The 24695-nt window shown below is 64.3% G+C and carries 20 protein-coding genes and 1 pseudogene; all 21 read left to right on the forward strand.

The genetic code is table 11. From position 1 onward, the window contains the following. On the forward strand, positions 1–110 hold a 110-nt coding region (locus ACZY0B_RS23765; protein WP_463766714.1), incomplete at its 5' end, for a type VII secretion target. Positions 111–592: 482 nt separating this feature from the next. Continuing rightward, positions 593–1681, forward strand: coding sequence for an EspA/EspE family type VII secretion system effector (locus ACZY0B_RS23770; protein ID WP_463766687.1), 1089 nt, complete (start codon positions 593–595; stop codon positions 1679–1681). Positions 1682–2006: 325 nt separating this feature from the next. Next, a complete protein-coding gene (locus tag ACZY0B_RS23775; protein WP_463766688.1) occupies positions 2007–3422 on the forward strand; it encodes an EspA/EspE family type VII secretion system effector in 1416 nt (471 codons plus the stop codon). 73 nt (positions 3423–3495) lie between these two features. Next, positions 3496–3810 carry an ESX-1 secretion-associated protein gene (locus ACZY0B_RS23780; RefSeq protein ID WP_463766689.1) on the forward strand — a complete coding sequence of 105 codons (315 nt, stop codon included), beginning with the start codon at positions 3496–3498 and terminating at the stop codon, positions 3808–3810. Between the two features lie 177 nt (positions 3811–3987). Next, positions 3988–5370 (forward strand): EspA/EspE family type VII secretion system effector, encoded by a 1383-nt coding sequence (locus ACZY0B_RS23785; RefSeq protein WP_463766690.1) that lies wholly within the window; start codon positions 3988–3990, stop codon positions 5368–5370. 272 nt (positions 5371–5642) lie between these two features. Then, on the forward strand, positions 5643–6938 hold the full coding sequence (locus ACZY0B_RS23790) for an EspA/EspE family type VII secretion system effector (RefSeq protein ID WP_463766691.1): 1296 nt from the start codon (positions 5643–5645) through the stop codon (positions 6936–6938). Positions 6939–7147: 209 nt separating this feature from the next. Continuing rightward, positions 7148–8434 (forward strand): EspA/EspE family type VII secretion system effector, encoded by a 1287-nt coding sequence (locus ACZY0B_RS23795; RefSeq protein WP_463766692.1) that lies wholly within the window; start codon positions 7148–7150, stop codon positions 8432–8434. A gap of 74 nt (positions 8435–8508) precedes the next feature. Beyond that, positions 8509–8823: a type VII secretion target gene (locus tag ACZY0B_RS23800; RefSeq protein ID WP_463766693.1), complete on the forward strand. Its 315-nt coding sequence runs from the start codon at positions 8509–8511 to the stop codon at positions 8821–8823. A 2-nt stretch (positions 8824–8825) separates the two neighbouring features. Further along, complete coding sequence (locus ACZY0B_RS23805) at positions 8826–9683, forward strand: ESX secretion-associated protein EspG (protein ID WP_463766694.1); 858 nt, start codon at positions 8826–8828, stop codon at positions 9681–9683. A 21-nt stretch (positions 9684–9704) separates the two neighbouring features. After that, positions 9705–10304 carry a hypothetical protein gene (locus tag ACZY0B_RS23810; protein ID WP_463766695.1) on the forward strand — a complete coding sequence of 200 codons (600 nt, stop codon included), beginning with the start codon at positions 9705–9707 and terminating at the stop codon, positions 10302–10304. Further along, complete coding sequence (eccA, locus tag ACZY0B_RS23815; protein WP_463766696.1) at positions 10301–12022, forward strand: type VII secretion AAA-ATPase EccA; 1722 nt, start codon at positions 10301–10303, stop codon at positions 12020–12022. Before ACZY0B_RS23810 ends, eccA begins: the two co-directional genes overlap by 4 nt. A gap of 3 nt (positions 12023–12025) precedes the next feature. After that, positions 12026–13477, forward strand: coding sequence for a type VII secretion protein EccB (gene eccB / locus ACZY0B_RS23820; RefSeq protein ID WP_463766697.1), 1452 nt, complete (start codon positions 12026–12028; stop codon positions 13475–13477). Beyond that, positions 13474–15699 (forward strand): annotated as a pseudogene (gene eccCa, locus ACZY0B_RS23825) (type VII secretion protein EccCa); the annotation flags it as partial. The gene eccB and the pseudogene eccCa, both read left to right, overlap by 4 nt. A 112-nt stretch (positions 15700–15811) precedes the next feature. After that, complete coding sequence (eccCb, locus tag ACZY0B_RS23830) at positions 15812–17608, forward strand: type VII secretion protein EccCb (protein ID WP_463766698.1); 1797 nt, start codon at positions 15812–15814, stop codon at positions 17606–17608. A 264-nt stretch (positions 17609–17872) separates the two neighbouring features. Next, positions 17873–19066: a PPE family protein gene (locus tag ACZY0B_RS23835; protein ID WP_463766699.1), complete on the forward strand. Its 1194-nt coding sequence runs from the start codon at positions 17873–17875 to the stop codon at positions 19064–19066. 88 nt (positions 19067–19154) lie between these two features. Further along, entirely contained in the window at positions 19155–19457 is a 303-nt protein-coding gene (locus ACZY0B_RS23840; RefSeq protein WP_463766700.1) for a WXG100 family type VII secretion target, read from the forward strand. 43 nt (positions 19458–19500) lie between these two features. After that, the gene (locus ACZY0B_RS23845) at positions 19501–19788 is read left to right on the forward strand and encodes a WXG100 family type VII secretion target (protein ID WP_463766701.1); all 288 of its coding nucleotides are present in this window, start codon (positions 19501–19503) and stop codon (positions 19786–19788) included. A gap of 105 nt (positions 19789–19893) precedes the next feature. Further along, positions 19894–21627 carry a MinD/ParA family ATP-binding protein gene (locus tag ACZY0B_RS23850; RefSeq protein ID WP_463766702.1) on the forward strand — a complete coding sequence of 578 codons (1734 nt, stop codon included), beginning with the start codon at positions 19894–19896 and terminating at the stop codon, positions 21625–21627. Then, positions 21624–23174 carry a type VII secretion integral membrane protein EccD gene (gene eccD / locus ACZY0B_RS23855; protein ID WP_463766703.1) on the forward strand — a complete coding sequence of 517 codons (1551 nt, stop codon included), beginning with the start codon at positions 21624–21626 and terminating at the stop codon, positions 23172–23174. The genes ACZY0B_RS23850 and eccD overlap by 4 nt, the downstream gene beginning before the upstream one ends. 92 nt (positions 23175–23266) lie before the next feature. Next, positions 23267–24013, forward strand: a complete 747-nt coding sequence (locus ACZY0B_RS23860) for a hypothetical protein (RefSeq protein ID WP_463766704.1) — start codon at positions 23267–23269, stop codon at positions 24011–24013. A gap of 365 nt (positions 24014–24378) precedes the next feature. Further along, on the forward strand, positions 24379–24666 hold the full coding sequence (locus tag ACZY0B_RS23865; protein WP_463766705.1) for a hypothetical protein: 288 nt from the start codon (positions 24379–24381) through the stop codon (positions 24664–24666). Positions 24667–24695: the final 29 nt, after the last annotated feature.

The following is a 24695-nucleotide window of genomic DNA, read 5'->3' on the forward strand; positions in this document are numbered from 1 at the left end:
GCAAGGCCTCCACCGAGCTCGCCGAAAAGCTGCGCACCGCCAAAAAGGTTTACGAAACCACCGACGAGCAGACGAGCAAGAACCTCAACAAACAGGTACTCGATCGCTGACCATCACCGGGTCGATTTCCTAACGGCGATTCGGATCCGACCCAACATCTCCTGAGCCGTCCCGCAATCCCGACTGGGATAGGTACCCGACAAATTCGTGCACCGACCCCGGTCGCAGCGCGTTTAGGCTTAACGAGCGATCAATACGCGCTGCTCACCTCAGCGCACAAAGGCACATCGTAAGGGCCCCACACATGTCGATATTTGCCCAGGCCGCAAGGATCGTCGCCAGCTTGGCCGGCATATCCCAGCAGTTCATCGGCCCCAACGGTCCTGAAATGAGGGGCGGCGAGTATCTGGCGGCGAGTACGACCAGCTTTGCCGGAGACGGGTTGACTCCATTCGCTACATTTGCGGGCAAGAAAGCTACGGGATCATTGCTTCAATCGTTCCATAAGCTGCCCAGCAATACGCGCATCCAATTCTTGAGTCGAGTGGGTGGCGGGAACCCGATTGCTGGCAAGTCCAAGCTCACAGCAGCGATGAAAGCTGCCAGCATCATCCTGTGGACGATCACCGTCGTCGAAGTTCTGGAGCTGACGACGGGGTTGGGGCCGCCAGACGAGGGGGATAGGCTCAAAGATGGTGCGCAACAATTCAATACACTTGCTGCGGAGCTGAAGTCGGCCCTTCCGGACGATAGCTGGCAGGGTTCGGGTTCGAAGGCCTATGCGGACCTGGACAACGCGCTTCAGAATCTTGCGCAGACGATGGCCGAACTAGACCTGCAGCTGGCGACCCTCGTCGAAAATCAGGCCGACTGGGTTACCCACATGCGCTTGGGCTTCGGGATCTTGAAGGATGTTCTTCTGGCGGCATTCGCCATCGAGATCGTTATGACGTTTCTGCCTCCCCCGGCCGGTCCGGTACCCGCGCGGGCATTTGCACTGACAGTCTCCGGGCTTGGGATTGCAGCTGCCACAGGCTTTCTCACCACCTTGTGCACGTTCTCGTGCGAGAACGCGAAAAAGGCGGACGCGTTGGCCAGCCAGTACTCGGCCGCGGCCGCGGGGACGGTTCAAGAGGGTTCGTTGGCCAAGGCCAAGGTGGCTACGGCGGGACAGTCCGCGGTGTCCAGCTTCGAAGCCATTTCCAACAGCATGTCCGCGACGCCGGCTGCCGCCCCGCCAGCCACCGCGGCGAGCGGTTCGAAGGACCAACGCGCGCCGCTTAGCGCTCGGATGAGTGCGAGTGAAACTCCGGCGGACGGCACCCCTGACGGACCGAAGACGCCGGATAGGACGACGCCGTCCACGCCGGGGGTCACCATGCCCACGCTGGCTCAGGTGTCTGCGATGTCGGGTCAAGCCTCGAAGCTGTCCGGGCAGCTGTCGCAGCACTCGCAACTTGTCAATCAGGCGATGGGACAGCTGCAGCAGCTGGTCCAATCGGCCCAGCAGCAGGGCCAGGGCGCGGCGGCACCTGCCGAAGAGACCGCCACCGAAGAGGCCGCCCTGGCGGGTGACGTCGAAGGCGCCGGAGCGGGCGCAGCCGGTGTGGAGCGTGCGCCCATCGACGTTGCGGCGGCCGAAGCCGCGCCGGCGCCCAGCTCGGCCGAGCGCGTCCTTTGATGCCGCTGGCGCACGAAAATCGTTACAAGACAAAGCCCTTCCAATCAATAGCCAATCTCGATCGCTGACCATCACCGGGTCGATTTCCCAACAGCGGTTCGGATCCGACCCAACATCTCCTGAGCCGTCTCGCGCAATCCCGCCTGGGACAGGTAGCGCGTAACCCGCGCCGCGCTGCGGCTTCGGGACCGTGCCGGCTGCCTCAAGCCCGTGCCTACCCGAGAAATTCGTGCACCAACCCCGGCCGCAGCGCGTTTAGGCTTAACGAGCCATCAATACGCGCTGCTCACCTCAGCGCTCCAAGGCACACGGTAAAGGCCCACACATGTCGATATTTGCACAAGCCACCAAGATCATCGGCACCTTGACCGGACTAGCCGGGCTAGGTCAACAAGGCGCCGGCTTAGGCCTAGGCCTAAGCGACATCACTGGCGGTGACCTCAGCACTGAATATATTGCTGGGAGTGCGACCAGTTCCTTCGGAGATTTCGGGGGCGTCGCCGCTCAGTTAGGCGGCAAGGCGGCGATTGGCCAGTACTTTGGTGTTAAGGGCCTCAGGACCCGGACACAAATAGAAAGGCTGACTGATTTATCCAGACGCACGCCTGACCCCAAAAAACTTAAAGACTTCCAAAAAGGGCTCAGTATCATTCTCTGGACTATCACCATAGTTGAAATCTTGGAGCTAACGACTGGCTTCGGGCCGCCAGACGCGGGCGGTGACCTCAAGGTCGGTTCGCAACAATTCAACACACTTGCCGCGCAGCTGAAGTCAGCTCTTCCGGACGAAACCTGGCAGGGTACGGCGTCGCAGGGCTACGCGGACCTGGACTCGGCCCTACAGACCATGGCAACGACGATGGCCGAGCTGGACAATAAGCTGGCGGCCCTGGTAGCAGATCAGGCCGAGTGGGTCGACCATATGCGGCTGGCATTTGGAATATTAAAAGATGTGCTTTTCGCGGCATTCGTGATCGAGATGGCCATGTTCTTTGGAGTGCCCCCGGCCGGCCCCGCCGCGGCGAAGATTTTCGCAGGTATTGTTTGCGCCCTTGGGATCAGTGCTGCCCTGAGCTTTCTTGGCGTCCTGCTCAACTACTCGATAACAAATGGGCAAAAAGCGGATGCTTTGGCCAGCCAATACACGGCGCTGGCCGCCGGGACGGTGCAGCAGGGTTCGTTGGCCAAGGCCAAGGTGGCGACGGCGGGGCAGTCCACGGTGTCGAGCTTTGAGGCCATTTCCAACAGCATGTCCGGGATGTCGGCGATGGCCGACGGGCCAACCGTCGCGTCGTTGGCCAGCGCTGCCAGCGGTTCGCAGGACCAACGGGCTCCGCTGAGCGCTCAGATGAGTGCGAGTGAAACTCCGGCGGACGGCACCCCTGACGCACCCAAGACGCCGGATAAGACGACGCCGTCCACGCCGGCGGCCGCCATGCCCACGCTGGCTCAGGTGAGTGCGATGTCGGGTCAAGCCTCCAAGCTGTCCGGCCAACTGTCGCAGCACTCGCAACTTGTCAGCCAGGCGATGGGACAGTTGCAGCAGCTGGTGCAATCGGCCCAGCAGGGGCAGGGCGCGGCGGCACCTGCCGAAGAGGCCGCCGCCGAAGAGGCCGCCCTGGCGGGTGACGTCGAAGGCGCCGGAGCGGGCGCGGGCGCAGCCGGTGTGGAGCGTGCACCCATCGACGTTGCGGCGGCCGAAGCCGCGCCGGCGCCCAGCTCGGCCGAGCGCGTCCTTTGATGCCGCTGGCGCACGAAAATCGTTACAAGACAAAGCCCTTCCAATCAATAGCCAAGAATTAGGGAGATCGACCATGGCAGATGTAGCTGTCACACCAGAACACCTAGACAACCTGGCAACCGCGCAAGACCAGGCGTCCACCCAAGCCGGGACCGCGGCCGCGGCGGCGTCCAATGTCGAAGTCGCGGTCTGGGTGAGCCACGGCGTGGTCAGCGGGGCCTCCAATGTTGCCTTCACCAAGGCTGCGGCCGCGCGCCAAAAAACGGGCGAAGCCATGAGCAAGGCCTCCACCGAGCTCGCCGAAAAGCTGCGCACCGCCAAAAAGGTTTACGAAACCACCGACGAGCAGACGAGCAAGAACCTCAACAAACAGGTACTCGATCGCTGACCATCACCGGTCGCCTCACCACCCGTGTCTCAGTAGGCCCGCGGCTGCCGTCCGCAGAGCCGAATAAGCAACTGTCACACCAAAATTGCGCGCGGCGACTGCGCTGAGCGATGCTAAACTGATACGGCACCTCAACCCCGGCACGGCACGCAATCGGTGAACGTAAGGACCCATGCAATGGCTGTACCCATCCTCGTCGACGCCGCGAGGCTCCTGGTAAACCTGGGCTCACTTGGTTCGGGGTTCACAGGACAAAACGGCTTCGAGGACCCCACCAAGTTCAGCGGCGAATACCTTGCGTCAAGTGTGACCAGTATGAGCGCAGACGGCTTGGCGGGAGGGGCTGCAATCGCCAAGTTGGGTGGCCTTGACGGGAAGACGCTCATTCGCTTCGAGGGGGGAAAGGCGAGGGTTCCATCGCCGCCTGGCAGTAAGCAAAGCCTCAAAACGGCGGGAAGTGTCATCCTGTGGGCTCTTACAGTCGTTGAGATCCTGGAGCTGACGACCGGGTTCGGACCGCCCGACGAGGGAGACGAGCTCAAAGCCGGTTCGCAACAATTCGGCACCGTTCACGAGCAGCTGAAGTCGGCCCTTCCGGACGACAGCTGGCAGGGTTCGGCGTCGGAGGCCTACGCCGGCCTGGACATAGCGCTGCAGAATCTCGCGCAGACGCTGGCCAAGCTGGACCTGGAGCTGGCGGACGTGGTGAAGGATCAGGCCGAATGGGTCACCCACATGCGCTTGGGCTTCGGAATATTGAAGGACACACTTTTCGCGGCCTACCTCATTGAGCTGATCATCAGGTTGGCGCCTCCCCCGCTTGGGCCAGCCATCTCGCAACCCTTCGCAATTACGGCTTCGGTGCTCGGAATCACTGCTGCGATAGGCTTTCTCACCACCTTGTGCACCTACTCGTTCGAAAACGCAAAAAAGGCAGACGCTTTGGCCAGCCAATACTCCCAGGCGGCCGCGGCGACGGTGCAAACCGGTTCGACAGCCAAGGCGAAGGTGGCTACTGCGGGACAGTCCACGGTTTCCAGCTTCGAGGCAATCTCGGCCAGCATGTCCGGGGCATCCGCCCTCTCCGCCTCGCCGGCGGTCACCCAGCCGGTCCACGAGGCCGAGGGTACGGGGGGTGAACGCGCTGCGCTCAGCGCTCAGACGAGCGCGAGCGAAACTCCCGGCGACGGTGCGCCCGAGACACCCCAAACACCTGACAAGACAGCGCCGTCGGCGCCGTCGGTCACCATGCCCACCCTGGCTCAGGTGGGAGCCATGTCTGGGCAAGCCTCGAAGCTCTCCGGTCAGTTGTCGCAGCACGCAAACCTGGCCAACCAGGCGATGGGACAGATACAGCAGCTCGCCCAAACGGGCCAGCAGGGCCAGGGGGCTGCGGCACCCGCCGAGCAGGCGGCCACCGAAGAGGCCTCGCTCGCTGGTGACGTCGAAGGCGCCGAGGCGGCCTCAGGAACACCCAGTGCCGAGCGTGCGCCCATCGATGGCGCAGCGTTCGGCCGCGAGGAGTCGCCGGCGCCCGACCGGGCCCAGCGCACGACTTAGTGCCGCTAGCGCGCCCAAAACCGTAGCAAGGCAAAGCAATTGCCCGTCGGAGTCCAGGACTTGCGGGCTATAGCAACATGTGGCCGATAGCGCTGAACCCCAACGCGCGCAACGCGGCTCATTCTGCTGACCAACACACCGCGCTGCGGAAACCGTTGCCCACTGCCGAAATTCGTGCACCGGCTCCGGTCTGAGCACTGTTAGCCTGAATGAGCGGTTAATACACGACTGCGATATTCAGCGCACACGACCATACGAAGTAGGGCCCACAAATGTCGGTATTCGTCGATGCGGCTCGGATCATCATGAATCTGGGCGGCCTAGGCTCCCAGTTCTGCGGCGTCGGCGGCGCCGAATACAGCGGTGAATACCTTGCGAGCAGTGCGAGCAGTATGGGCGCGGACGCGTTGACTCCCGTCGCCGCAGTCGGTTTCGCGAAGCGCGGCATATTGTTGCGCAAAACGCTAGGTCCAGCACAGTTCAGTAAAGTAGCTACGCGCACCCTCGGAGAATCTGGTAAGAAGGCCGCCGCAGCCGCCGATATCATCCTTTGGACCATCACCATCGTCGAGATCCTAGAGCTGACAACTGGATTCGGACCACCAGACGAGGGAGACGAGTTCAAAGATGGTTCGCAACACTTCAGCCGGCTCTCCGAGCAGCTGAAGTCGGCCCTTCCTGACGACGGCTGGAACGGTACTGGGTCGGAAGCCTACGCCGAGCTTGACGTCGCACTTCACAACCTCGCGCAGACGATGGCCGAGCTGGACCTGCTGCTGGCCGCCCTTGTCGAAGATCAGGCCGAATGGGTCACCCATATGCGTCTGGGCTTTGGGATATTGAAGGATGTACTACTCGCGGCATTCCTCATTGAGATAGCCATGACGTTGCTGCCGCCCCCGGCCGGTCCAGTCCCGGCACGAATTTTCGGACTGACGGTCTCCGCTCTTGGCATCGCAGCCGCAACCGGCATGCTCGGCAACTTGTGCTACTGGTCCTTTGAAAACGCCGAAAGGGCGGATGCCTTGGCCAGCGAATACTCCGAGGCGGCCGCGGGGGCGGTCCAGAAGGGATCGTTGGCTCAGGCCAAAGTGGCTACCGCCGGGCAGTTCTCCGTTTCCAGCTTCGCGGCAATTTCGGACGGCATGTCCGGGATGCCGGCTGCCCTCGCCTCGGCCGGTGCGGCCAGCGGTTCGCCAGGCGAAAGCGCTGCGCTCCAGCCGAGTAAGAGGGAAACTCCGCGAGACAGCGCGCCCGAGGCGCCGGATAAGACCAATCCGTCCACCCCGGCGGCCACCATGCCCACCCTGGCTCAGGTGAGCGCCATGCCAGGGCGAGCCCCAAAGCTTGCCGGCCAACTGTCGCAGCACGCAAACCTGGCCAACCAGGCGATGGGACAGATACAGCAGCACCAGAGGACTGCGGCACCCGCCGAAGAGGCTGCGACCGAAGAGGCCGCGCTCGCGGGTGACGTCGAAGGCGCCGGAGCAGGCGCAGTCGGTGCGCAGCGTGCGCCCGTCGAGGTCATCATCAATCCGAGCGAGAATTCGCTCGGTCAGATTAACTAGAGGTGACGGCACCGTCGCATTCAAAGTCATTTGTTCTCCGGCCGTAAACCATTCCTTAATTTTGTCCAAGAGTTCACCGCCAATCGGCCGAATCTGTTGTGGGCGGGGAAAATTCGTGCGGCGACCAGGGTCTGTGCGGGGTTAAGCTCAACGTGCCGTGCACACCGATCAGTGCGACGGATTCAGCGAGGGCGAAGGGATGCACCGCCGTGAGTCGATTTGCAGGTATTCATGATCTGGCTTACTGCTTTACGCGACTACAGGCCGGAGGGGGCGCTGCCTATTCGGGGGACTGGGTTGGCCTGGGAGCGAACTTGGGCGCACTCGCCGGGAAAGCGATGTGGTACGGCCGGAATCAAATCAAGGTCCTGGCCGACGCGTTGAAAACGCAAGGCACGAAGACGCTTCCGACACCCACGGCAATTGTGGATGTCGCGATGGTGGGGATCTCGGCGGTGGACCTGCTCAATGGATTCTGGGCCCCCGACAAGGGCGCCTCATTCACCAGCGGCGCCGACAAGTACGAGACCGTCTACCTGTACTTGGGTGAGGCCGCTCCGGACGCCCGGGACTGGAGCGGCGACGCGGCGACGGCGTATGCCGACGCGACCGCGGCGCTGCAGGCTCTGGTGCAGACGATGCAGGAATTGGATAAGAAGATGCAGTCCCTGATGGCCGACCAAGGCGCCGAGGTCGCCAAGGCGCATAACTGCATCGCGGTGACGTTGCTGGGTCTCGTCATTGCTCAGGGCATTGCCCTGGCCCTGTACCTGATCCCGGTTGTGGGCCATGAAATATCGGCGGCGTGGCAGATAATCGCCGCCTTCGCGGCATGCGCCACGGTCTTGGCCTTCGAGATGTTCACGCTGTCCAATTCGCTGTCCCTTGCCCACGAAATCCACTCGGTTGCCCTCGCCTACGGCGAGGTTGCCGAGAAGGCAATCCCGACCGGCTCGTTCGCTCGGATAGCGGTGAAAGGAGCGGAGGCGACCACTGCCGGCGACTTCCAGGCCATTTCCGACAGCATGTCCGGCATGTCAGCTTTATCCGGCGCTCCTACGGTCGCCTCGTTGGCCCGCTTGGCGCCGGCGGCTGGTGATTCACAAGAGGAACGCGGCGTCCTAAGCGCCCTCAAGAGCGGTGGCGCGACTCCCGTCGAGGCCGCGGCGGCTGAGACGACGCCTGCGTCGGCGCTGCCCACCCTGAGTCAGGTCACTCAAGCATCTGGGCAGCTCGCACAGATGTCCGGACAAGTCTCGCAGCCGATGAGCTTCGTCAACCAGATGATGGGCCAGGTACAACAACTCGCCTCGACGGGTCAGCAACGCCCAGCGGCAGCACCCCCCGCCGGCGAGCCCGCCGCCGAGGAGGCCCCGGCGGGGAACGGCGAGAGGGCGGCGTCGGGCACGGCGGGCGCCGAGCGTGCGCCTATCGAAGGCGCAGCAGCCGGTTACGAACCGGCGCAGCGGCCAGGCCAGCCGCACCGGGTCCTTTAGACCAAGTTAGTGCGGCAAAAACCGATCCAAGTCAAGGCGATAGCGAGTAAAACTAACCGTTAAGGAGATAAGCCATGGCGCGTCTGAACGTCGACGAAAAGTATCTGGAGAAACTCGCAACGAAGCAGGGACAAGCGGCCACCAAGGCGGAAGAAGCGGCGTCGGCTGCAAGCAATACCGAAACCGCGGTGTGGGTGACGCACGGCGTCATCAGCGGAAGCTCCAATGGTGCTTTTGTCACCGCTGAGAAGCAGCGCCGCGGTGCGGGCCAGAACATCAGGCAGCACGCGTTCGATCTCGCCGCGAAACTGCGAGTCGCCAAGCAAACGTATGCGGGCGTCGACGAGGATTTGAGTGCGAACCTCAACACACAGATGCTCAGTCATTGATGATGTCCTCTCCCCTCACCAACGGACTTGCGGGCCTCGACGACGTCGTCGGGGTGGAGGTGACTGTCGATGGCATGTTGGTGATCGCCGATCGACTGCACCTCGTCGATTTCCCGGCGGTGCTTGGGATTCGCCCGAACATTCCTCAAGAGGAGCTGCGGGAACTCGTCTGGGACCAGGTGCAGCGTGACCTCACCGCTCAAGGAGTGCTGGACCAGCAGGGCCAACCGCACCCGGCGGTAGCGGCGATGGTCGAGGTGCTCAGCAGGCCCGACCGCAGCCTGGAGTGCCGGTGGTGGCGACGCGATCTCGGCGGCGTCATGGTGCGTTTTGCGGTGTGCCGCAAGGGTGAACGCCACGTCATCGCGGCGCGCGACGGTGACCTGGTGGTGCTGCAGCTGGTGGCTCCGCAGGTCGGTTTGGCGGGCATGGTGACCACCGTGCTCGGCCCCGCCATCCCCGCCGGCGTCGAACCACTGACGGGTGTGGCGCGCGAACTGGCCGGGTGCACCACCGCCGCCCAGCTGGTCCAGCACGGCGCGCCGCCCGCCTCGGCCCGCATCTACGCCGAGATCATCAGCGATCCGAGCAGCTGGGTGGAGATCACCGCGAGCCAACGCCACCCCGGCGGCACGTCCACCCGGACCGCCGTGGCCGCCGGTCTCCTGGACTCGGAGCACGGCAGGCTCGTGTCGCTCCCCCGCCGCGTCGGCGGCGAGTTGTACGGCAGCTTCCTGTCCGGCACCCAAGAAAATTTGCAGCGCACGCTGGACGCCCTGATGGAGTTCCTGCCGGCGGGCGCCTGGTTCGACCGAGCCGAAGCCTCCTACGGAGGCTCACCCCTAGCCACCATGGATTGACGAGTTCAGAAAGAAGAAACCATGCCGAAGTACGACGAACACGATGATCTGGCCGCCCTGGATTTCTCTGCGGCCGAGTCCGATTCCGAAGCTGTCGAAGAGTCGGACGCCCTGGACTTCTCCTCCCCTGACGACAACGACGAGGAGTCGGCCGTCGATGCGCTGCACGACTACGCGCCGAGCGAGCCCGAAGATACCGATACGGACCTCGCCGCCATCGAGTCGCAGACCGACGCCACCCAGGAAGCGGAGGCGGACGAGGAGGAAGGCGCCCAACTGTTCACCGTGACCAATCCTCCCGAGACGGTGTCGGTGTCGGCGCTCATGGACGGCAGGACCCAACGCGTCGAGCTGTCGCCGAAAGTGACGAGCATGACCGAGTCCGAACTCGCGGATGAGATTCTCGTCATCGCTGACCTGGCGCGGCAAAAGGGACTGGCCGCCCAACACAGTTACCTGTTGGAAGACGCTTCCCTGTCGGAAACCATGCGCGAGATGGGGATAGACGGCAATGAGGTCGTGCGTGACTTCATGGAAAACGGCATCGGTTTGACGACGCCGGAGCAAGCCGCCGCGGCGCAGGCGGAGGTGTTCGCCACGCGATACGCGACCGATAAATGACGAACAATCTGTCCGGTCTGTTCGAAAGCGCGGTCGGCATGCTGCCCGTGTCGGAGACGCGCGCCTTGGACCTGTTCACCGAGATCACGAACTACGACGAGTCCTCCTGCGATGCCTGGATTGGCCGCATCCGCTGCGGCGACACCGAACGGGTGACGCTCTTTCGCGCCTGGTACTCGCGCACACATTTCGGGCAGCTGGCCGGAGCGGCCCAGATTTCGATGAACGCCGTGGGTGCGCGGCTAGGGATTGGCGGCCTGTACGGCGACATCACGTATCCGGCCAACTCGCCTCTGGCGATCACCATGGGCTTCGCCGTCAGTGAAGCGGCGCAAGGCAATTTCGCCGACGCGATGGAAGCCGTCGAAAACACCCCGACCGCCGGCGCCGAGCACCTGCTGTCGTGGGTCAAGGCGGTGATCTATGGCGAGGCGCAGCGCTGGACCGAGGTGATCGACGAGGTCAGGGGTGCCGGCAGATGGCCCGACGAGTTCCTGGCCGCCGCCGCGGGCGTCGCGCACGGGGTCGCAGCGGCGAACCTCGGCCTGTTCACCGAAGCCGAACGCCGGCTCACTGAGGCGAATGCGTCGCCGGCTGGTGAAGCCTGCGCACGAGCCATTGCCTGGTACCTGGCGATGACGCGCCGCAGTCAGGGGAACGAGGAAGCTGCGTTGGCGCTCCTGGAATGGCTGCAGACCACCCACCCGGAGCCCAGAGTCACTGCGGCGCTAAAGGATTCATCGTACCGTTTGGCGCCGACCAGCGCAGAACAGATCGCCGCCCGCACCGATCCATGGGATGCGAACACCGTCGTGGCCGACACCTCGGGCCGAGACAAGTTGCTCGCGCAGGCGGAAGCCGAGCTGGAGCGACAAATTGGGCTCACGCGAGTCAAAGAGCAGGTCGAGCGTTACCGGGCCGCGACACAGATGGCGCGGGTTCGCGCCGCGCGCGGCATGAAGGTCGCGCAGCCGAGCAAGCACATGATCTTCACCGGTCCGCCCGGTACCGGCAAGACGACGATCGCCAGGGTCGTGGCCAACATCCTCGCCGGGCTGGGCGTCATTCCCGAACCGAAGCTCGTCGAGACCGCGCGCAAAGATTTCGTCGCCGAATACGAGGGTCAATCGGCGGTCAAGAGCACCAAGACAATTGATCGCGCCCTGGGCGGTGTGCTGTTCATCGACGAGGCGTATGCGCTTGTGCAGGAGCGGGACGGGCGGACCGACCCGTTCGGGCAAGAGGCGTTGGACACCTTGCTGGCCCGGATGGAAAACGACCGGGACCGGCTGGTGGTGATCATCGCGGGCTACGGCTCGGACATCGATCGGTTGCTGGAAACCAACGAGGGCCTGCGGTCACGCTTCGCCACGCGGATCGAATTCGACTCCTACTCCCCCGAGGAAATTCTCGAGATCGCGAAAGTGATTGCGGCTGCTAATGACTCGGCGATGAGTTCGGATGCTGCCGATAACCTCCTGCAGGCGGCCAAGCTGCTCAGTCAGCAGACGGTGCGCGGTACACCCGCGCTCGACATCGCCGGCAACGGTCGTTATGCGCGCCAATTGGTCGAAGCCAGCGAACAATACCGCGACATCCGACTGACCCGTTCGGTTGACTTCGAATCCCTCGACGAGGACCGCCTGCGCGAGATCAACGGCGAGGACATGACCGAGGCGATCGCCACGGTACACGGACGACTCAACGTCATCGAGTGATGCATGGCAGGGTTTCGGCTAACCACCAAGGTTCAGGTCAGCGGCTGGCGTTTCTTGCTTCGGCGCCTAGAGCATGCCATCGTCCGGCGCGACACCCGGATGTTCGACGACCCGCTGCAGTTCTATAGCCGATCAGTCGCGCTAGGTGTCCTCGTCTCGGTGCTCGTCGTGGTAGGCGCGCTGGCGATGGCGTACTTCAAACCGCAGGGCAAGCTCGGCAGCGGCAATTTGTTCGTCGACCGCGCAACTAACCAGCTTTATCTGGTGGTGTCGGGCCAGTTGCATCCTGTCTACAACCTGACCTCCGCGCGGCTGGTGCTGGGCAACCCGGCCGAACCGAAGGCCGTCAAGCCTGCCGAACTCGACAAGTTTTCCAAGGGCCAATCCATTGGCATCCCCGGAGCCCCGTACGCCACGCCGGTGTCGGCAGACTCCTCATCGACATGGGCGCTGTGCGACACCGTGTTCAAGGCCGAGACTATTGCCCCCACCGTGGAGACCTCGGTAATAGCAATGCCATTGGCCATCGAGACGCCGGCGATAGACCCCATCCTTGCGAGCGAGGCGCTGCTCGCATCCTACGGAGGCAAGGATTGGGTGATCACCGCCAAGGGCCGGCACGCCACCGACCTGAGCGACCGACCCCTGACCTTCGTGGTCGGCATACGCGGGACCGCCAAGCCGAGTCCCCTGTCCACTGCCATGTTCAACGCACTACCCGATGCCGGATCCTGGCAGCTGGCGCCGATCCCCGGCGCAGGATCCCCGAACACCCTTGGGCTCCCGGAACAGCTAGTGGTCGGGTCGGTGTTGCAGCTGCAAACTACCTTGGGCACAAGATATTTCGTCGTAATGCAGGACGGCGTCGCGCCTGTGAACGCCAACACCGCCGCGGCGCTGCGCGCTAATCAATCGTATGGGCTCGTGGTGCCCCCAACGCTGCCTCCGAATGCGGTCGTCCAGATTCCCGAACTGGTCTACAACTCACCACTTCCCGACGAACCGATCAAGATCGTGTCGCGGCCCACCGATCCCACGCTGTGCTGGAGCTGGGAGCGCAAGCCCGGTGAACAGACTCCCAGAACCACGGTGCTGACCGGGCGACATCTTCCGATACCCGCCTCGGCGATGAGCTCCGGGATCAAGCAAATTCAAGGGCCCGCAGTCGTTTACATCGATGGCGGCAAGTACCTGCAGCTCCAGTCCCCGGACCCTCGATACGGCGAATCTCTGTATTACGTCGACCCGCAGGGTGTGCGCTATGGACTGCCCGACACCCAGACGGCATCGGCGCTCGGCCTGGGCACGCCGAAGACCGCTCCCTGGGAGATCGTTCGCCTCCTGGTAGACGGTCCGGTGCTGTCCAAAGAGTCTGCCCTGCTGGAGCACGACACACTGCCCGCTGACCCGAGCCCGCGAAAAGCCCCGGCGGCAACACCCGGAGGGCCCTCATGACGACAAGGAAATTCACGCCCGCCGCCATGCGCGGTCCGCGGCTGACCCCGGGCGAGATCAGCCTCACGCCGCCCGACGACCTCGGTGTGGACATCCCGCCGTCGGGTGTGCAGAAGGCTCTTCCCTACGTAATGGGTGTCTGCATGCTCGGCATGATCGCGATCATGGTGGTCACCGGCACCAGGCAGCTCTCGCCGTACATGCTGATGATGCCGCTGATGATGATCATGATGTCGATGGGCATGATGGCCGGTCACGGTGGCGGCGGCAAGAAAGTGCCCGAGATAAATGCCGACCGCAAGGAGTACCTGCGCTATCTGGCCGGCCTCCGACCCCGGGTGACGTCGTCGGCCAGCGCGCAGGTCGCGTTCTTCGGCTACCACGCACCCCACCCCGACGATCTGGCGTCGCTCATCGGCACACCACGGCAGTGGTCACGCCCGGCGAACGCCGACTTCTACGCTGCCACCCGGATCGGAATCGGTGACCAGCCGGCGGTAGACCGGCTGATGAAGCCGGCCGCGGGCGGCGAGCTGGCGGGGCCGTCCGCAGCGCCGCAGCCCTACCTCGAGCCGGTCGCCAATATGTGGGTCGTCAAGTTCTTGCGTACCCACGGACTTATTCATGACTGTCCGAAACTGGTGCAGCTGCGTACATTTCCGACGATCGCGGTAGGCGGCGGCACGGCGGGCGCGGCCGGATTGTTGACCGCGATGGTCTGCCACCTCGCCGTCTTCCATCCGCCCGACCTGCTGCAGATCCGGGTGCTCACCGAGGACCCGGACGATCCTGATTGGTCATGGCTGAAATGGCTGCCGCACGTGCAACATCCGACCGAGACGGACGGCGCCGGGCCGGTTCGCATGATCTACACCCGCCCGGATAACTTGTCTGACTTGGCCGCCCGCGGGCCGCATACTCCCGATTCACTTCCCAGCGGCCCGTACGTCGTGGTGGTGGATCTGACCGGTGGCAGGGCGGGATTCCCGCCCGACGGCAGGGCCGGTGTCACGGTGATCACGCTGGGCAACCACCGCGGCTCGAACTACCGCATCAGGGTGGGCGACGATGGAACCGCCGATGACCGCCTGCCCGGGCAGCAGTTCCGTCAGGTGACGTCGGTCGCCGACCGGATGTCGGCCCACCAGGCCGCCCGTATCGCCAGGAAGCTGGCGGGATGGTCTATCACCGGCACCGTGCTCGACAAGAAGGGCACGGGCATTCAGAAAAAGACGGCGACGGAATGGCACCAATTGGTCGGCGCCCAATCCGTCGAAGAGGTGGTGCCGGGACGTTGGCGGATGTTCACCGATACCGATCGTGATCGGCTCAAGATTCCGTTCGGTCACGAACTCAAGACCGGCAACGTCATGTACCTGGACATCAAGGAAGGAGCCGAATTCGGCGCCGGACCGCACGGCATGCTCATCGGCACCACCGGCTCGGGAAAGTCCGAGTTCCTGCGCACCCTTATCTTGTCGCTGGTGGCGATGCATCACCCCGACCAGGTGAATCTGCTGCTTACCGACTTCAAAGGCGGCTCAACGTTTCTCGGGATGGAGAAACTCCCGCACACCGCCGCCGTGGTCACCAACATGGCGGAGGAAGCCGAACTTGTCAGCCGCATGGGTGAGGTGCTGACCGGCGAACTCGACCGTCGACAGGGGATCTTGCGTCAGGCCGGCATCAAGGTGGGCGCTGCCGGAGCGCTGTCCGGCGTGGCCGAGTACGAGAAGTACCGCGAGCGCGGCGCCGATTTGCCGCCGTTGCCAACGCTTTTCGTCGTCGTCGACGAATTCGCCGAGCTGCTGCAAAGTCACCCGGACTTCGTCGCGCTGTTCGACCGGATCTGCCGCGTGGGGCGCTCCCTGCGAGTGCACCTGCTGCTGGCCACCCAGTCTCTGCAAACCGGTGGGGCGCGCATCGACAAACTGGAGCCGAACCTGACGTACCGGATCGCGCTGCGCACCACCAGCTCTCATGAATCCAAATCGGTGATCGGGACCCCGGAGGCACAGTACATCACCAACAAGGAGAGCGGTGTCGGATTCCTGCGGGTCGGCATGGAGGACCCGGTCAAGTTCAGCACCTTATATACCGGCAATACGTTCGTCCCCACGGCTAGGGCCCAGACAAACGGTGAGGGTAACGGGGCCGCCCCGCAGACCGGCCCGAAAAAGGTTCGCATCCAGCAGTTCACCGCAGGCCTGATGCCCGACGAGGTGGTGGTGTCGGGAGCTACGCCGGCGACTACGCACGGGGGGCACCTCCCGCTTGCGGGGGACGAAACGATGTGGGAGCACGCCCCGCGGGCGGACGAGAGGAGCGGCGCTCATGAGCATTGAGGCAGAAGGGCGGGCGTTGCGCGAGGTGGTGCTCGAACAACTGAGCACGACCGAGTCGCGGGCGTACAAGATGTGGCTGCCTCCGCTGACCGACCCGACGCCCGTGAACGAACTCATCGCGCGCGACGACCGCCATCCCCTGCGGTTCGCGCTGGGCGTCATGGACGAGCCGCGCCAGCACCGACAGGCAACGTGGGGGGTGGACGTTTCCGGGGCCGGCGGCAACATCGGTATTGGGGGCGCACCACAAACCGGGAAGTCCACGCTGCTGCAAACCATGATGCTGTCGGCCGCTGCCACCCACTCACCGAGGCAAATCCAGTTCTATTGCATCGATCTCGGTGGTGGTGGGCTGATGTACCTCGAAAACCTGCCACACGTCGGCGGGGTGGCGACCCGATCGGAACCCGACCGCGTCATGCGCATGGTCGCGGAAGTGCAAGCCGTTCTGCGGCAACGGGAAGCGATCTTCAAGGAGCACCGGGTCGGGTCGATCGCGGCGTATCGGCAGCTGCGCGAGGATCCGAACCAACCCGTCGCGTCCGACCCGTTCGGTGACGTCTTTCTGGTCATCGACGGGTGGCCGGCGTTCGTCAGTGAGTTTCCGGATCTCGAATTGCAGGTTCAGAATTTGGCCGCGCAAGGCTTGTCATTCGGCGTCCACACCGTGATCACCACGCCGCGCTGGACGGAACTGAAGTCGCGGGTCCGCGACTACCTCGGCACCAAGATCGAGTTTCGCCTCGGTGATGTCAACGACACCCAGATCGACCGGGCCACCCGGGAAATTCCGGCGAATCGTGCGGGCCGGGCGATGTCGGCGGAAAAGCACCACTTGATGATCGGGGTGCCCCGGTTCGACGGCGTGCACAGCGCCGACAACCTGGTGGAGGCGATGACCGCGGCGGTGAATGAGGTTGCGGCACAACATACTGACCAAGCGCCGAAGGTTCGGGTGCTACCGGAGCGGGTTTACCTGTACGAGCTCGATCCGCACCCACCGGGCCCGGAATCCGACTACCGCACTCGCTGGACAATCCCGATCGGCGTGCGGGAGACGGACCTGTCGGTGGCGTACGCGCACATGTACACCGCGCCGCATCTGTTGATATTCGGTGCCGCCAAAGCGGGCAAGACCCGAACCGCCCATGCCATCGCGCGGGCGATCTGTGCCCGCAACAGTCCAAAACAGGTCCGCTTCATGCTCGCCGACTACCGCTCCGGTCTGTTGGACGCGGTGCCGGACACCCATCTGCTCGACGCGGGCGCGATCAACCGCAACAGCACGGCCCTGGACGAGTCGATCAAAGCCCTGGCGATCAACCTGCAAAAGCGATTGCCGCCCGCCAACCTGACCACCGCGCAATTACGGTCCCGGTCGTGGTGGAGCGGATTCGATGTCGTCCTTCTTGTCGACGATTGGCACATGATTGTGGCGGCAGCCGGGGGAATGCCGCCGATGGCGCCGTTAGCGCCTTTGTTACCCGCCGCTTCGGATATCGGGTTGCACATCATTGTCACCTGTCAGATGAGCTCCGCATACAAGGCGACCATGGACAAGTTCGTCGGCGCCGCATACGGAGCGGGATCGCCCACCCTGTTCCTTTCCGGCGACAAGCAGGATTTCCCGTCGAGGGACATCCAGGTCAAGCAACGTCCGCCTGGCCAGGCATTTTTGGTCGCACCGGAGGGCAAGGAGGTCATCCAGGCCGCCTACTTAGATCCCCCAGAAGAAGTGCACGCAGCACCTCCGGGAGGCGGTTACGATTATCCAAGCGCCCAGTAGAAGCACTGGACCTACCGCACGCTCCACGAACCGAGACTCCGTTTTCAAAAGGGTTTTTTGCCCCAATTGAATTCAATTGCGCACCGAAGTACAGAAGAGAAACCCGGATGCAACAAATGACATTTAACCCGATGGCTGTCGGCCCTGGTTTGGCGGCCGTGTTGGCGCTGAACGTGCCGGCGCAAGAAGAGTCCGCAGTTGTTGGCATGCCGGCCGGCTTGAAGCGCTAGTCCAAAAGCACTCGCAGACAAGGGGACTGGATAGATGTTGTGGCACGCGATGCCACCGGAGCTGAACACGGCGCGGCTGATGGCCGGGGCCGGTCCAGCGCCGATGCTGCAAGCCGCCGCCGGATGGGAAGCCCTGGCGGGCGCCCTGGAGACGCAGGCGCTGGAGTTGTCCGCGGCCTTGGTCTCCCTCAATGCGTCGTGGACCGGAATGAGCAGCGAGCGCGCCATCGCCGCGACGATGCCGATGGTTGCCTGGCTGCAGGCGGCGGCACAACAGGCCCAGGAGCGCGCGATGCGGGCCACGGCGCAGGCCGCGTCGTACATCAAGGCGCTGGCGATGACACCGTCGCTGCCGGAGATCGCCACCAACCACATCACGAACGCCGTTCTTACCGCCACGAATTTCCTTGGCATCAATATGGTGCCGATCGGGCTGAACGAAACCGACTATTTCGTCCGAATGTGGAATCAGGCCGCAGCGGTAATGGACATCTACCAGGTCGAGACCATCGCGAATACCACTTTCGAGCCCCTTCCTCCCATGAAGCCGATCCTGCAACCCGGTGTGGGCGAAGCAGTGACCGCCGACGTTTCAGGCATGTTTTCGGCCGAGGGCTCCGAAGCGATTCCCGGGCTGCTGCGCGGGCTCTCGCAAGCCGAGGACGAAATACCCGAGACGCTCCCTGAGGCGGGAGCGCCGCTGGAGCCAGCTATGCCATCGCTTGGCCAGCTAGGTCAGCTGGGCGGACCGATGCAGCAGCTTATGCAGCCGCTGCAGCAAATGACATCGCTGGCCAGCCAGACCGGCGGTATGGGTGGCCAGAACGGCGGTGCGGTCGGCGACAAGCTCGGCGAACTCGCCGGCAAAGAACACCCAAACGTAGGTTTGATCGGCGCCAGCCCGCTTTCCACCCACCCGCTGGCCGGTGGATCGGGGCCAAGGATGGGCACGGGGCTCATCCGCTCCGAAGCGTTACCCGGGGCCAGCGGAACTGCGCCTCGCACGTCGCTGATGAATCAATTCATCGACAAGACGTCGCAGGCCACGGTGCCCGCAGGCGCCGGCGCAGGGTCGTCGGCGGCAGGTGGCGCGGCGCCCATGGGCATGGGTGGTGCCGCAGCCCAGTCCGCAGCTGCCGCCAGACCAGGTCTGGCCACCCCCACGCTGCTCGCCCCGCACCCGGACGACGGCGACGATGGCGACTTCGAACACGAGGACGACTGGTGAGCGCCCGCAAAAACAGACTTCCCGGCCGCCCAGGCCGGAAGACTTGCCATCACTTGGCGAGGAAAGCAAACACAGAAAGTAGTCCAGCATGGCAGAGATGAAGACCGATGCTGCTACCCTCTCCGCAGAGGCTAGCAACTTCGACAGGATCTCCGGTGAGCTCCAGCGGGTCATCCAGACCGTGGAATCGACCGGGGGCGAATTGGCCGGCCACTGGCGCGGCCAGGCAGGCGCCGCCGCCCAGCAGGCGTTGCAGCGCTTCCACCAAGCGGGCCAGGCTCAGATCAAAGCGCTCAGCGAAATTTCGCAGAACATTCACGGCGCTGGGATCCAGTACTCCTCGGCCGACGAGGAGCACGCGAGCTCGATGTCCTCACAGATGAACTTCTGACCCAAGTCAACCCCTCAGCAACACAAAGAAACGGAGCAACAATATGTCGGAACAGTCATGGAATTTCGCAGGTATCGAAGCGGGATCCAGTTCGATCGCGGGAGCAGTGCAAACCACCCACGGCCTTCTCGACGAGGGAAAGAGCTCCCTCGCCAAGCTGGCCGAGGCGTGGGGCGGCAGCGGCTCGGAGGCCTACCAGCAAGTCCAGCGCAATTGGGACGGCACCTCCAATGAACTCAACGCTTCGTTGCAAGCACTTTCGCAGCGGATCACCGAGGCCGGCCAGGCAATGGCTCAAACCGAATCCGGCGTCACGGGGATGTTCACGTAAATCGATGACGTGCGGCGAAGCACGAGATTGGGCCGCGTCGACCTAACGGGAGATTTAGGCTCTTCTCGTGCTTCCTCGCGTGATCGAGTCTGACGAAAGGGTTTGATGGCGGCCGACTACGACCGGCTCTTCCAATCCGTCGAGGGAATGGAAGAGCCGGATGAGGCCACGGGGCAGACGGAATTTGACGTCGATGCGCCGTCTGAAATGCCGTCCATGCCGATCCGCTTGCCCCAACCGAACGGCCATACCCCACCCCCGATGCCGATCAGCTTGGCGGAGCAATCCCCCTGCGCCCCAACCGAATCGCTGCCACCCCCGGTCGACTGGGCCCAGCCGAGCGCACCTCCCCGGCCCCCCATGCCGATCGACTTGCCCCAACAGCCGCCCCCGGCCTTACTCCAACCTGAGCCGGTAGCGCAGCCGAAGCCACCCCCGCGGGTCCCAGCCGAGTTTCCACCGGGACCACCGCCGGCGGATCGGCCCCAGCAGCCCCCACCGGTTCGGCCGAAATCGGCCGCGCCCCAACCGGTACCGCGCGAACAGGCGCCTCCTCAGCCTTCACGACATGCACGCCGCGGCATCGGCGATGCCGCCAACGACCCAGGCCGCCGTGGCGTCGGCCCCAGACACAGCCATCGCGCCGACACCCAACACAGCCGGGGCGGCGCCTCCGAACAGGATCGCGCGAAGCAAGTCGTCCGCCCCGGCGTCCCACTGAGTCAGCGCGCCAACATACCGACACCGAACGGCAGCCCGGCGCCGATCCCGCCGCCGGGCAAGCAACGTAAACCGGGCGTGGCTCCTGCCGGCCCCCCGGCGCAACGGCTCGCCGAATCATCCTCCGCACGTGGCGCCGCCATTCCACCGGACACGGGGTCGGTCGCCATCGGCGAAAGTGGCGCGAAAGATGCGGTGACCCATATCGGTGTCAAGCCGGCCAAGAAATCCGTCGTTAAGCCGGTACCGCGTCGAGGTTGGCGACGCTGGGTTCATAAGTTGACGCGCATCAATGTGGGCCTGTCGCGCGACGAGAAACACGAGCTGGACTTGTACCGGCGAATTCGCCGCAGTCCTAGCGGTTCTCACCAGATCGCCGTGTTGGGCCTCAAGGGCGGAGTCGGCAAGACCACCCTGACGGTGGCCCTTGGCTCGGTGTTGGCGGAGGTTCGAGGCGACCGGATCCTTGCGTTCGACGCGGATGCGGGCTCGGGCAACCTGGCGGATCGGGCGGGGCATCGATCGGGTTCGACCATGGCGGATCTGCTTGCAAGCAAGGATGTTTCGCACTACAACGACGTCCGCGCGCACACGAGCGCCAACGCGGTGAACCTTGAAGTGCTCGCCGCGGCGGAATACAGCACGTCGCCGCACACGCTCAGCGAAGCGGACTGGCAGTACGCGGCTGGCGCGGTGTCGAGGTTCTACAGCATCGTGTTGGCCGACTTCGGGGCCGGCTTGTCCGACCCCGCGGCGCGCGGCGTGCTCTCAACGGTATCCGGGGTTGTGATCGTGACCAGCGCATCGATCGACGGGGCCCAGCAAGCCGCGGTCGCGATCGATTGGTTGCGCAATAACGGCCATCAAGAATTGCTGAGCCGGGCATGTGTGGTCATCAACCACGTCGTGCCGGGCAAACCCAACGTCGCCATCAGCGACTTGGTGCAGCAATTCGGACAGCATGTTCGGCCGGATCGGGTAGTGGTGTTGCCGTGGGACAAGCACATCGCGGCCGGTAAAGAGATTGAAATCGGTCTGCTCGACCCGGTCTACAAGCGTAAGATTACCGAGCTTGCAGCAGCACTGTCCGACGATTTCGACGGGGGTGAACGTCGTTGAGCGCGCCCACCGCTAGTGCCGGCGCAGCCGCGGTTGCGGGGACCGCCGGCACCACTCCGGCCAAGCCCGCAACGACCCGGGTGACGATCCTTACCGGGCGGCGGATGACCGATGTCGTGTTGCCGTCGTCCACGCCGATAGAAACGTATATCGACGACACCGTCGCGGTGCTGGCCGAATTGCTTGAAGATACTCCCGCTGACGTGCTGGCAGGCTTTGACTTCTCCGCCCAGGGCGCTTGGACTTTCGCCCGGCCCGGAGCGCCGCCGCTGCAGCCCGACAAGTCGCTCGACGAGGCCATCGTCGTGGACGGGTCGCTGCTGACGCTGGTGTCCGTCAGTCGTACGGAGCGGTACCGGCCGCTGGTTGAGGACGTCATCGACGCGATCGCCGTGCTTGATGAATCGCCTGAGTTCGACCGGACGGCGCTCAATCGCTTTATTGGGGTGACGATTCCCATCGCGACCGTCGCGGTTACCGCCCTCGCTGCGCTGGCGTGGTGGAACACCGGGCGTCACCTGTGGTGGCCGCTGGCGTTGGGCATCGCCGGGCTTTTGGCGCTGGTGGGCAGTTGGGGCGCCAAGAGGTTCTACCGGAACCTGGGCCTGTCGGAGAGCCTGCTGGCGACGGCCGCGCCACTGATCACCGTCGCTGCGGCGCTGGCCATCCCACGTCCACGCGGAGTCGCTGCGCTGGGGGCACCCCAGCTCGCCGGCGCCGCCGCGGTTGTTTTGTTCTTGACGCTGCTGACGCGCGGAGGCCCCCGTCGGCGTTCCGAACTGGCATCGTTTGTCGTGATCGCCGCGATTGCGGTGACTGCGGCCGCCGTCGCCTTCGGTTATGGCTGGCAGCATTGGGTGCCGGCCGGAGCCATCGTGTTTGGCCTCTTCACCGTCACCAATGCGGCGAAGCTGACCGTGGCCGTCGCCCGGATCGCCCTTCCCCCGATCCCCGCGCCCGGCGAGGCGGTCGATCTCGACGAATTGCTCGATCCCGTTGCGGGCCAAGAGGTCGGCGACGACAAGGAGGCCCGGACCTGGCAGGCCATCATCGCCTCGGTGCCCGACTCCGCCGCGCGGCTCACCGAGCGCAGCCAGCTGGCCAAGCGATTGCTGATCGGGTTCGTGACAGCCGGCACCCTGATTCTGGCCGTTGGTGTGGTCACGGTCGTGGTGCGCGGACACTTCTTCGTACACAGCCTGATAGTCGCCGGCTTGGTCATGGCCGCATGCGGATTCAGGTCGCGTCTGTACGCGGACCGGTGGTGCGCGTGGGCGCTGCTGGCGGCAGCCGTCGCGATCCCGATAGGTGTCACTGCAAGATTGGTCCTCTGGTACCCGCACAGCGCCTGGCTATTGCTGACCATCCTCGCGGGCACCGGCCTGGTTGCGCTCGCCATCGTCGCGGCTACGGTCGGGATTCGGCGCGTATCGCCGGTGATGAAGCGCGTGCTGGAACTGCTCGACGGTGTGTTGGTTGCCGCGATCCTGCCGATGCTGTTGTGGATCACCGGCGTTTACGACATCGTCCGCAACATCCAATTCTGACGACCGCGGAGGCGCTGAAATTGGTGCATTCGGGTAGGCGCCAGGTTCGGTAAGATTTTCCATAATCGAAGGCGCGCAGAGGAGATCGGCTGATGACTGAACCATTGGTCGTTGAACCTTCCCGCCTGGAAACTGGCGGAAATACGTTGCGGGATCTGCCGTTTCCCGTGCCGCCGGCGCCGATCGTCGCGCCGGGCACGGATTCCGTGTCAGCGGCTGTCAATGCGACGTTGCCGATTATCGAATCACCGGTGACCGACGGGTTGCCCGCTGTCAAAGCCGCCCTCAGCAGGACGGGATCGAGCATCGCCGCCGCGGCCGGGATGTACACCGACACCGATCAGAGACTGAGCGATCACCTAACCCACGTCCAGTTCCTCGCTGCCGCAAAGGCGCCCGAGGGCGGCGCATCGCCGGCGAACCCGGAGGGTACTTCGGCAGAGAAGCCCGGCGGTGATCCCGCAGACGAACCGGCAGACGGCAAAAAGCCCACCCCGGCCAAGCCGACTCCGCAGCCCGCTATGCCGCAACTCGATCAAATGGCCGGCGCCGCAGGGACACTCGGATCTGTCATGCAAGGCATGCAGGGAGCGATGGGAAGCCTGCAGGGCATGCAGGGCGCCGGCGCCACACCGGCGCAACTCGCCGATAGCAACAAATCCAACCAGTCCCCCGATGACCAGGCTCGCCTGGTCGACGAGAAAAAGACCGACGAGGAAGGGCAGCCCGGAGCACCCGCCGAGGGCGCGGCGCCGGGCACTGAAACGTCGGAGAACGCTCCCGTGGTGGCCCCCGCGGCGGGCCGACCGGAAGCGGCGCCAGCCGAGATCAACCTCTGAGTGGTTAGTCCCCGGCCGGGCCGCACCTCTAGGCGGCTGAGCTAGCCTTCCCATTTCTGCGACGATCGCTCCTCCGAGCTGGTCGGCGATAAAGCCGTCCGGCTCGCACTGTCGAGGATCGCCGCGACCATCGCGTCGCGACCCGTCGTAAAAGTTTCCTGGTTCTGGGGCTTGCATCGTCTGTAGTCATCTGTCTACACTCTCGGGTAACACCATGTAGTCGAATGACTACAGACCGCTACCCGGGAGACGCCCCGCCATGACGCAGACCTTGACGCAACCGCAGGTGCTGAGTGTTGAGTACCAGGAGCTGGTGGGAAGGGCCGACGAGGTGGAGGCATCGATCCCGGGACACCCCCACCGGCATGCCGAGTGCTCCGTTCGCGGGCACGCCGGCGATGCCCAATGACTCGACGGGGGCGGGCGCATTGAGGGGGGCGCCCGCCCTGTCGACCCGCTCGGGGATCAAACCGGCGGCGTTAGCTGGCAACGGAATTGGTGGCGGCGCTCCCGGCGCTCAGGGGCAACACAACGCCAAGGGCAACCGCGCGCAGCAAGACCAGGAGTCGCTCTATACCGAGCAGCGGCCGTGGACCGAGGGCGTAATCGGTCGCCGACGCAGGGACGTCCCCGAGGGCAAGGACGTCAGATGATCAGATAGCGCCGACGGAGCGAGCCTTCT

This window comes from Mycobacterium sp. IDUB_19, from assembly GCF_055419445.1.

Bases quoted from the DNA above. Each gene is read 5' to 3' on its own strand.
- ACZY0B_RS23805 (WP_463766694.1), top strand. From the start codon at position 8,826: ATGTCCTCTCCCCTCACCAACGGACTTGCGGGCCTCGACGACGTCGTC.
- ACZY0B_RS23785 (WP_463766690.1), top strand. From the start codon at position 3,988: ATGGCTGTACCCATCCTCGTCGACGCCGCGAGGCTCCTGGTAAACCTG.
- ACZY0B_RS23865 (WP_463766705.1), top strand. From the start codon at position 24,379: ATGCCGAGTGCTCCGTTCGCGGGCACGCCGGCGATGCCCAATGACTCG.
- eccB (WP_463766697.1), top strand. From the start codon at position 12,026: ATGGCAGGGTTTCGGCTAACCACCAAGGTTCAGGTCAGCGGCTGGCGT.
- ACZY0B_RS23780 (WP_463766689.1), top strand. From the start codon at position 3,496: ATGGCAGATGTAGCTGTCACACCAGAACACCTAGACAACCTGGCAACC.
- ACZY0B_RS23860 (WP_463766704.1), top strand. From the start codon at position 23,267: ATGACTGAACCATTGGTCGTTGAACCTTCCCGCCTGGAAACTGGCGGA.
- ACZY0B_RS23790 (WP_463766691.1), top strand. From the start codon at position 5,643: ATGTCGGTATTCGTCGATGCGGCTCGGATCATCATGAATCTGGGCGGC.
- ACZY0B_RS23800 (WP_463766693.1), top strand. From the start codon at position 8,509: ATGGCGCGTCTGAACGTCGACGAAAAGTATCTGGAGAAACTCGCAACG.
- ACZY0B_RS23810 (WP_463766695.1), top strand. From the start codon at position 9,705: ATGCCGAAGTACGACGAACACGATGATCTGGCCGCCCTGGATTTCTCT.
- ACZY0B_RS23770 (WP_463766687.1), top strand. From the start codon at position 593: ATGAAAGCTGCCAGCATCATCCTGTGGACGATCACCGTCGTCGAAGTT.
- ACZY0B_RS23845 (WP_463766701.1), top strand. From the start codon at position 19,501: ATGTCGGAACAGTCATGGAATTTCGCAGGTATCGAAGCGGGATCCAGT.
- ACZY0B_RS23835 (WP_463766699.1), top strand. From the start codon at position 17,873: ATGTTGTGGCACGCGATGCCACCGGAGCTGAACACGGCGCGGCTGATG.
- eccCb (WP_463766698.1), top strand. From the start codon at position 15,812: ATGAGCATTGAGGCAGAAGGGCGGGCGTTGCGCGAGGTGGTGCTCGAA.
- ACZY0B_RS23840 (WP_463766700.1), top strand. From the start codon at position 19,155: ATGGCAGAGATGAAGACCGATGCTGCTACCCTCTCCGCAGAGGCTAGC.
- eccA (WP_463766696.1), top strand. From the start codon at position 10,301: ATGACGAACAATCTGTCCGGTCTGTTCGAAAGCGCGGTCGGCATGCTG.
- ACZY0B_RS23775 (WP_463766688.1), top strand. From the start codon at position 2,007: ATGTCGATATTTGCACAAGCCACCAAGATCATCGGCACCTTGACCGGA.
- ACZY0B_RS23850 (WP_463766702.1), top strand. From the start codon at position 19,894: ATGGCGGCCGACTACGACCGGCTCTTCCAATCCGTCGAGGGAATGGAA.